At 39.6% G+C, this 9,540-nt stretch carries 8 protein-coding genes and 1 pseudogene; all 9 read left to right on the forward strand.

Features of this window, described 5'->3' with window-relative positions; all coding sequences use genetic code 11:
- Window positions 1-442, forward strand: a pseudogene (locus tag V7149_RS22005) (steroid 3-ketoacyl-CoA thiolase); the annotation flags it as partial.
- Window positions 443-676: 234 nt separating this feature from the next.
- Window positions 677-1,345, forward strand: a complete 669-nt coding sequence (gene pssA, locus V7149_RS22010; RefSeq protein ID WP_438824025.1) for a CDP-diacylglycerol--serine O-phosphatidyltransferase — start codon at window positions 677-679, stop codon at window positions 1,343-1,345.
- 222 nt (window positions 1,346-1,567) lie between these two features.
- The gene (locus V7149_RS22015; protein WP_335347727.1) at window positions 1,568-2,338 is read left to right on the forward strand and encodes an ABC transporter ATP-binding protein; all 771 of its coding nucleotides are present in this window, start codon (window positions 1,568-1,570) and stop codon (window positions 2,336-2,338) included.
- Window positions 2,339-2,362: 24 nt separating this feature from the next.
- The gene (locus V7149_RS22020; RefSeq protein ID WP_335347728.1) at window positions 2,363-4,279 is read left to right on the forward strand and encodes an AMP-binding protein; all 1,917 of its coding nucleotides are present in this window, start codon (window positions 2,363-2,365) and stop codon (window positions 4,277-4,279) included.
- Window positions 4,279-5,163: a branched-chain amino acid ABC transporter permease gene (locus V7149_RS22025; protein WP_335347729.1), complete on the forward strand. Its 885-nt coding sequence runs from the start codon at window positions 4,279-4,281 to the stop codon at window positions 5,161-5,163. The genes V7149_RS22020 and V7149_RS22025 overlap by 1 nt, the downstream gene beginning before the upstream one ends.
- Before the next feature lie 4 nt (window positions 5,164-5,167).
- Window positions 5,168-6,229, forward strand: a complete 1,062-nt coding sequence (locus V7149_RS22030) for a branched-chain amino acid ABC transporter permease (RefSeq protein WP_335347730.1) — start codon at window positions 5,168-5,170, stop codon at window positions 6,227-6,229.
- Between the two features lie 76 nt (window positions 6,230-6,305).
- Window positions 6,306-7,475: an ABC transporter substrate-binding protein gene (locus V7149_RS22035; protein WP_335347731.1), complete on the forward strand. Its 1,170-nt coding sequence runs from the start codon at window positions 6,306-6,308 to the stop codon at window positions 7,473-7,475.
- A 62-nt stretch (window positions 7,476-7,537) separates the two neighbouring features.
- Window positions 7,538-8,326, forward strand: a complete 789-nt coding sequence (locus tag V7149_RS22040) for an ABC transporter ATP-binding protein (RefSeq protein WP_335347732.1) — start codon at window positions 7,538-7,540, stop codon at window positions 8,324-8,326.
- Window positions 8,326-9,498 (forward strand): phenylacetate--CoA ligase family protein, encoded by a 1,173-nt coding sequence (locus tag V7149_RS22045; RefSeq protein ID WP_335347733.1) that lies wholly within the window; start codon window positions 8,326-8,328, stop codon window positions 9,496-9,498. Before V7149_RS22040 ends, V7149_RS22045 begins: the two co-directional genes overlap by 1 nt.
- Window positions 9,499-9,540 lie beyond the last annotated feature (42 nt).

A 9,540-nucleotide genomic window follows, 5' to 3' on the forward strand; every position in this document is an offset into this window, starting at 1 on the left:
GATTAGTGATGGAGCGGCAGCATTATTAATTATGTCCCGAGAAAAAGCCGAAGAACTAGGGTTGAAGCCAAGATTCCGCATACTCACTAGAACGATTGTCGGCTCAGACCCAACTTTAATGTTAACTGGACCTATTCCAGCCACTGAAAAAGCATTAAAGAAAGCAGGATTATCAATAGATGAAATTGATGTTTTTGAAGTAAATGAGGCCTTTGCACCTGTCCCGCTAGCTTGGTTAAAGGAAACGGGCGCGAACCCTGCCAAACTTAATCCAAACGGTGGTGCAATAGCACTCGGTCATCCTCTTGGTGCAAGCGGCGCAAGATTAATGGTTTCATTGATGCATGAGCTTGAACGCACTGGAGGAAGATATGGTCTCCAAACAATGTGCGAAGGGCATGGCATGGCGAATGCGACAATTATTGAAAGAATAGATTCATGATATATTGATATTATTTTATTTAGCATCGGTGTAAATTCCGATGCTTTTATAATCCTTTTTTTATAAGAAGATTGCTTAAACAGAGGAAAAAAGTGTTATAATCTTCTTTAGCAAGCAGCAAGGGCATAAATTGTACATAAAATATAGGGTGAAAATAATGTAATGACATATGATATAGATAAATATCGTTAGGAGAGATTACGACTTGTGAAAATTTATAAGGCAATTCCCAATATGGTCACGCTTGGAAATTTATATTGCGGATTTTTATCAGTCGGTTTTGCTGCGACCGGACAATTTAAGAACGCAGCTATTTTAATTTTAATCGGGATGATGCTAGATAGCATGGACGGAAGACTGGCCCGCATGTTAAACGTTGATAGCCAATTAGGGAAAGAGCTTGATTCTCTGGCTGATATTGTTACATTTGGAGTAGCGCCATCATTTTTAGTATATTATACTTATTTTTTTCAATTTGGTATTTTAGGAATGGCCATTGCTGGGTTATTTCCATTGTTTGGAGCTTATCGATTAGCTAGATTTAACATTAGCTCCAGCAAGACTTCATTAAATTATTTTGTCGGAGTACCGATTACAGCTGCTGGAGGAATATTGGCCCTATTAACTTTATTTGGGGACAAAATCCCTCATATTATCACAACTGTTGTATTTACAGGTATGTGTTTTTTAATGGTTAGTAAAATTAGAATTCCTAGTCTTAAAGAAATCCCTCTTCCAAAGTACGGGACCATTGTCACGGTGTTCCTCGGTTGTATTTTGTATATTATTTATAAAAAAGGTACACAAGGCCAATTTCCATATTTAATTTATATCGCAACTCCGCTTTATATAGCCTATCTTGCCTATCGTTTTGTAAAAGGGAAGAACAAAAAGCATGACTAAAAAATGTCGACAGAGTGTAATCCTTTTGGTTGCACTCTTTTTTTCGTATTAAGAAGGAAAAAATGAAGCTTATATCAATTAAGGTTCTACTGTCCGTTATTATGCGATAAACTTTAACAACTAAACATAGCAAATAAAAAAGGAAATAGATAATTGTCGTAGAATATAAATAATATTTGGAATATTTAATCTACTATGTTACAAACAGGGGGAGATTGCTAGGTGGGGATTTTAGAAATAAAGGATATTACTTTACGATTTGGGGGAGTCGTAGCCTTAGATCATGTATCTTATGAAGTGAAGAAGGGTGAGATTTTCTCATTAATCGGTCCAAACGGGGCTGGAAAAACAAGTATGCTCAATTGTATTAGTGGCCTATATCGCCCATCGGAAGGATCAGTCCTTTTTAAAGGAGAGGAAATTACCCAATTTAAGCCTCATAAGCGCGCTAGCCTTGGAATCGCTAGGGCCTTTCAAAATATTGAATTGTTTCCGCATCTTTCAGTTTTGGATAATTTAATGCTTGGCAGACATGTCCGTATGAAAACGGGAGTCCTTTCTGGAGGTTTATACTGGGGGAAGGCACAGAGAGAAGAAGTGGAGCATCGGGAAAAGGTTGAAAATGTCATTGATTTTTTAGAAATTGAACACATCCGGGATACGCCTGTCGGCAGACTAGCCTATGGCTTGCAAAAACGCGTTGAGGTCGGGAGAGCTCTTGCATTAGAACCGGAAATACTTCTTCTAGATGAGCCGATGGCCGGAATGAACAGTGAGGAAAAGGAAGACATGGCCCGGTACATAATCGATATTCATGAGGAAATGAATACGACCATTATTCTAATAGAACATGATATGGGTGTCGTGATGGACCTTTCTGATCATATTGCTGTCCTCGATTTTGGAAAGTTAATTGGTTACGGAACGCCTTATGAAATCCAAAATAACCAAAAGGTTATTGATGCTTATTTAGGTGAAGAAAATGTTGGGTAAGCAGATAGGGGAGGTTTTAAATTGATGTCCAGCTCGAACAAGACATTTCCTAAAATTTTACTAGAGTGGGCAAGTAAAGCCGGATCAAATGTGGCTTTAAGAGAAAAAGATTTTGGTATATGGAATGAAATTACGTATGAAAAATACTTAGAAGAAGTTAAATTTCTCAGTCTAGGCTTAGCCAAGCTAGGACTTAAACGAGGAGATAAAGTAGCTGTAATAGGAGATAATCGCCCTGAGTGGGTGATGAGCGAATTAGCTACTCAATGTCTGGGAGGCGTGTCAGTCGGAATTTATCAAGAATCACTTCCAAGTGAAATTAGTTATATTTTAGACCATTGTGATGCCAGTATCGTTGTAGTGGAGGATCAAGAGCAAGTGGATAAAGTTTTTGAGATTCGCGAAGAGATTCCGAAGGTGAAGACGATTATCTACTATGATCCACGGGGAATGAGAAATTATAAGGATGATTGTTTACTAAGCATTAAGGATGTCCAAGCAATGGGAAAGAATTTTGAATTAGAGTCCCCTTCATTTTTTCTATCAGAGGTGGAGAAAGGCAATGAAGAGGATGTTGCAATTTTTTCTTATACTTCCGGGACTACTGGGAATCCGAAAGGAACAATGCTCACATATAAGAACTTGCTGGAAATGGCAATAAACCTTTCAAACATTGACCCGCTTACAGAAAAGGATGAATATGTATCCTTCCTCCCGCTCGCTTGGATTGGGGAACAAATGATGACCATGGCGATGGGCCTATATAATGGAATGACCATTAACTTCCCAGAAGAACCTTCCACTGTGTTAGAAAATCTACGAGAAATCGGACCTCAAGTGATGTTTTCACCACCAAGAATCTATGAAGATATGCTTTCGAAATTTCAAGTGAAAATACAGGATGCCGGCTGGCTGAAAAGAAAAATTTATCAATGGTGCAAGCCTATTGGCGAAAAAGTAGCGAGAGCGCATTTTGATAATAAGCCAATATCGATCAGTACGAAATGGAAATATAAAATAGCCGATTATTTTATGTTTAGCGCGATAAGAGACCATTTAGGACTTCTTAATATGAAGCGTGCCTATACTGGAGGCGCGCCTCTTGGTCCGGATGTGTTCGAGTTTTTCCATAGTATCGGTGTAAATGTAAAGAGTATTTATGGACAAACAGAAGTATCTGGAATTTCGATCGTTCATCGTGACGGCGACATTAAATTTGACAGTGTTGGCATCCCAATTCCTGGAACAGAGGTGAAAATCTCTGAGGAGGGAGAAATACTTATCAAGAGTTCAAGCATATGTAAAGGGTATTACAAAAATGAAAAGTCCACATTGGAAACGATTCAATCCGGCTGGCTGCATACTGGAGATGCTGGGAGACTGGATGATCAAGGTCATTTATATGTGATCGACCGAATAAAAGATGTCATCCGGCTGCATTCAGGAGAAATGTTTTCGCCGCAATTTATTGAAAACAAATTGAAATTCAGCTCATACATTCAAGAAGCGGTAGCGATTGGAAAAGACCGTCCATACGTGGTGGCGATGATTAATATTGATATGGAAAACGTCGGCAGATGGGCAGAGAAAAATCAAATAAGCTATACGACATACACAGATTTATCATCCAAGCCTCAAGTTTTAGACATGATTCAAAAGCAAGTAAATGAAATCAATCAAACGTTACCTGAGAAAGCACGCGTGAGAAAATTTGTCCTTCTTTATAAAGAGCTTGATGCGGATGATGAGGAGCTGACAAGAACGAAAAAGGTTAGAAGACAGTTTGTAGCCAAAAAATATGAATCGTTGATTGAAGGATTGTACTCTGAGCAAGGGCAAATAAATGTTGAAGGAAAAATCAGATATCGGGATGGAAATGAACAAACGATTCATACAACACTTCAAGTGATTTTCATGGAAGAAGGAGAGGGAGCTGCTTAATGGCGTTTTTTTTGCAAATGCTTGTAACAGGCATCGTAGTAGGAAGTGTGTATGCATTGGTGGCGCTCGGATTTGTATTAATCTATAAATCTAGTGACGCCATTAACTTTGCGCAAGGGGAATTTCTATTAATTGGGACATATGTTTGTCTGACCTTAATAACAGCTTATAACATTCCCTTTATTGCCGCATTATTAATTGCCCTCATCTTCAGTGCTGTACTCGGTTTTGTCATTGAAAGAATTGTATTACGGCCATTTATCGGTGAACCAGTTATCTCTATGATCATGGCAACAATTGGATTATCAAGTGTGTTAGCAGGAATCGTGCATATTATTTGGGGCCATGAAACACGTGTGTTTCCAAAAATCTTCTCTGAAGAGCCCGTTCGTTTAGGCCAAGTTGTAGTGGCTCCGGTTTATTTATGGTCATTGGTCATTGTTATTATCATGCTGTTAATTTTTACACTGTTTTTCAAATATTCAAAGCTTGGGATTGCGATGCGTGCAACAGCGGATGATCAGCAGGCTGCCATGTCAATGGGGATAAGTGTGAAAGTGATCTTTGCTGTGGCATGGGCGATAGCAGCAGTTGTATCAGCAGTCGGCGGTATTTTGCTCGGAAATATTAATGGTGTTAATGCATCGCTTTCGGCTATTGGGCTTAAGGTGCTTCCTGTTGCCATTCTTGGCGGTTTGGATAGTATCCCTGGGGCGATTATCGGGGGACTCATTATTGGTGTGATCGAAAGTATGACAGGAGGCTACTTAGATCCATTAGTTGGCGGCGGATTGAAAGAAGTCATGCCATTTGTCATTCTAGTCTTTATTCTCATGTTCAAGCCTTATGGTTTATTTGGCAAAAAAGAAATCGAGAGGGTGTAACCGGATGAAGAATCCATTTGTAATGGGGTGTGGAGAGTTCCATGTGAACTACAAACAAGATATGGCCATATGGAAAATCACCCGCGTAAGAGTACGTGTCTTTATCATGCTTGCACTCTTAGCCATCTTTCCGCTAATAGCATCTGATTACGTTGTTGGTCTCGCCACTCTTTGTGGAATTGCTGCCATAGGCGCCATCGGGCTAAATATATTAACTGGTTTTACTGGACAAATATCCATTGGGGTTGGGGCCTTTCTAGGTGTCGGCGGCTATACATCTGCCATTCTAACGGCAAAGCTTGGCTTAAGTTTTTGGATTGCGATGCCAACGGCCGGGATGATCACTGCAATTGTTGGAGGACTATTTGGATTGCCTTCTCTCCGTTTAAAGGGACTATACTTAGCTATTGCTACCTTGGCAGCCCAGGTGATCATCCTCTTTGTAATTTCTAGATGGGACTCACTAACAGGCGGTACAGCTGGAATGGTCCTATCTAGACCTGAAATTGGCGGTTTTATCTTTAATAGTGAATCAAGCTATTACTATTTAATGTTTGGTGTCCTGATCATAACAACAATGTTCACATTAAATCTCTTCCGGTCAAGAGTTGGCAGAGCCTTTATCGCTGTTAGGGACAGGGATATTGCTGCAGAAGTGATGGGTATTGATTTATTCAAGTATAAAGTGCTTGCCTTTATCGTCAGTTCGTTCTTTGTAGGTGTAGCAGGGGCATTGCTTGGACATTACACGATGGTTGTAAGTCCAGAGCTGTATAGCATTGGCGTCTCGATTGAATATTTAGCCATCATACTTGTAGGTGGATTAGGCAGTGTATTTGGTTCTATTTATGGAGCTGTTTTTATTACTTTGCTGCCCGTTGTTCTACGCTCAGGTGTTGAGCTTTTAAGTGGGATTTTCCCGGATATTGCTAATGTTCTCGTTGGAATGAAGGAAGTTGTATTTGGACTTGTTATTATATTGTTCCTTATTTATGAACCACAAGGGCTGGCGAAAATATGGAAAAATATTAAAGATTACTTTAGATTGTGGCCATTTTCATATTAGGTGATTAGATATTGGATGTAATTTGCAATTACTTCTAATTTTTAATAATTATTTACTCAAGTTAAGGGGGAAGAAAATGAGAAAGTTTTGGGCTGTGTTGTTAGTGTTAATGTTAGGATTGCTTACAGCATGTTCAGGCGGTGAGAAGAGTTCAGGCAATACAAAGGGTACAGTTAAATTCGGTGGGATTTTTGATATTACAGGAGGAACTGGTGATGTTGGAACTCCTTATGCTGAAGGTGCAAAAGCGTATTTTGAGCATATAGGTAAGCAAGAAATTAATGGCCATAACGTTGAAATAATCAGTGATGATTATGCTTATAAAATTCCTGAAGCTCAAAAACTTTATCAAAAATATAAATCAAAAGATAAGGTGGCAGCTATTTTAGGATGGGGAACAGGTGATACCGAAGCTCTTCGCCAGCAAGTGGCGACTGATAAGCTTCCATATATTTCCGGTTCTTATTCCGAAAACCTCAAAAATATAGAGGAAAGCCCATATAACTTTTTAGCTGCTGCGACTTATTCAGACCAAGCAAGATCAGCCTTAAAGTGGATAAAAGATAATCATAGCGGTGGAACCCCAACGGTTGCTTTACTTTATAATGATACAGCATTTGGAAAATCACCAATTGAAGATGCGAAAAACTTTGCAAAAGAAATTGGTATTGACGTTGTTGATGAACAAATTATTGAACTGCAAACGCTTGATGCAACTTCACAATTATTAAATATGGAAAAGAAAAACCCTGATTATGCGCTTATTCAACAAACGTGGGGGGCAACAGCAACTATTCTAAAAGATGCCAAAAAGCTAGGGATAGATACACAATTTATTGGATTGAACTGGGCAACAGGTGAAGGCTTGCTTCCAATTGCAGGTGATGCAGCGGAAGGCTTTATCGGTGTTGTGACACATGCGTTTCCTTACGAAGATTTACCAGGTATAGCGGAGATAAAGGAGTATTTAGAAGGTAAAGGTGAAAAGTTAGAGGATAAGAACCAAAAGTTCATCCAAGGATGGGTTTCAGCGAAAATTATGGTTGAAGGCATGAAGCTGGCTGATGATCCGACAACGGGTGAAGGGATACGAGGCGGTTTAGAAAAATTATCAAATCTTGATCTAGGCGGTCTGGCAGCACCAGTTTCTTTCTCAGCTGATAATCATGCTGGTACTAACCAAATTAGATTAGCAAAAGTAGAAAATGGCAAATTTGAAATATTCACAGATTATATCGGCTATTAAATGAGGGTGGGAGCGTTTTAACGGACGCTCCCTTTTTGAAAGTAATGAGCGGGAGGAATTGTATGCTGACGATTAATAATGTCGAAGTCATGTATGACCGGGTTATTCTTGTCCTAAAAGGAATGTCAATGGTGGTTCCTAAAGGAAAGATTGTTGCCTTATTAGGAAGTAATGGTGCAGGAAAAACTACTACTCTTAAGGCCATATCCGGTCTATTAAAAAGCGAAAATGGTGAAGTGACTGACGGATATATCGAGTTGTACGGAGAACGAATTGATGTCAGCGATGCCGAAACGATTGTAAAAAAAGGGATTTTTCAATGCATGGAAGGGCGTCGTGTATTCGAGCAATTAACAGTTGAGGAAAATTTAATAGCAGGTGCTCACACTCGTAAAGACCGCAAAAATATTAAGGACGATATCCAAAAGGTATATCATTATTTTCCGAAGCTGGAAATGTTAAAAAACAGGCAGGCAGGCTATTTATCCGGGGGTGAGCAGCAAATGCTGGCAATTGGCCGTGGAATCATGGCTAAGCCTAAAGTACTGCTATTAGATGAACCCTCACTTGGACTAGCTCCATTGCTTGTGAAAGAAATCTTTGCCATCATCAAGAAAATTAATGAAGAGGAAGGGACAACGATATTAGTAGTTGAACAAAACGCGAATGTAGCGTTATCTATTGCCGATTATGGCTACATAATGGAAAATGGCCGTATTGTGATGGATGGAACAGTTGAAAGATTACTAGCTAATCAGGATGTTCGTGAGTTTTATTTAGGGATGAGCGATAAGGGACGAAGAAGCTATAAAGAAATTAAATCGTATAAAAGAAGAAAGAGGTGGCTGTAATGGAGGCATTGAAAGGCGTTATCCAATATGCTTATGACCATGCAAAAGGGTTCAAAGAGATTATGGATGAGGCTTGCCTTTCTCCAGGTGATATTCAGTCATTTAAGGATTTGGAGAAAATTCCGGTATTAAAAAAGGATCAATTGCCTAGGCTTCAGAGTATAAATGCCCCATTCGGAAATTTTACAACGATCCAAGCTGCAGAGATGGCAAGAATATTTATGTCTCCGGGCCCAATCTACGACCCTCAAACACAAGAACAAGATTTTTGGAGATTTTCTGAGGCTCTGTCTATTGCAGGTTTTGGTAAGGGGGATATAGTACAAAATACCTTTTCTTATCATTTATCACCCGCAGGCTTTATGTTTGACTCTGCTCTCAGAGAAATAGGGGCAACAGTCATTCCAGCTGGAACAGGTAATCGTGAACTGCAAATACAAGTGATGAAGGATTTACAAGTGACTGGTTATGTCGGTACACCGAGTTTCTTTTCCATCTTATTAGACGCAATGGAGGAAAAGGGGTGGATGCAAGGCAAAGAGATTCATATAAACAAGGCATTTTTTACGGCGGAGATGCTGACAACGGATATGAGAAAAAGATGTGAGGACAGTGGGATATCAGTCTATGAAGGATATGGCACTGCAGATTGTGGCTGTATTGCCTTTGAGGATAAGAAAGGGCCTGGTTTATGCTTGACTAATACAGCGGTTGTGCAAATTTGCGATCCACATAATGGGAAGGAAGTTCATACAGGTGAAGGTGAAATTGTCGTGACTTTATATGACAAAAGCTATCCGCTCATTCGCTTTGGAACCGGAGATTTGTCACGCTGGGTGGAAGGTTATGAAGGCAAGCGGATTGCTGGAGTTCTTGGAAGAGTGAGTGATGGAATAAAGGTAAAAGGGATGTTTGTTAGAGAAAAGCAGCTTTCGCTTGTATTGGAGGAAGCGGGGTATAGAATGTTCCAAGGAATAGTTTCGTGGGAACGCAACCAGGACGAATTCGAGCTATTTATAGAGTCTGAAGAGGAACTTGATGAAAGCCTAATTAGCAAACTCCAAGATGTTATCCGTGTGACACCTATTCTCAAGAAAGTCGCACCAGGTACGATAAAAAAAGAAGAAAAACGCCTAGTTGATAAAAGACTGCTAGATTTGAAGAATGCATGAAAAAGAATGAGGGGGGACTTCCTCTCATTCTTTTTCATGCAT

It is taken from the genome of Bacillus sp. JJ1503, from assembly GCF_036965125.1.
In the GTDB taxonomy this organism is placed as follows: Bacteria; Bacillota; Bacilli; order Bacillales; family Cytobacillaceae; genus Cytobacillus.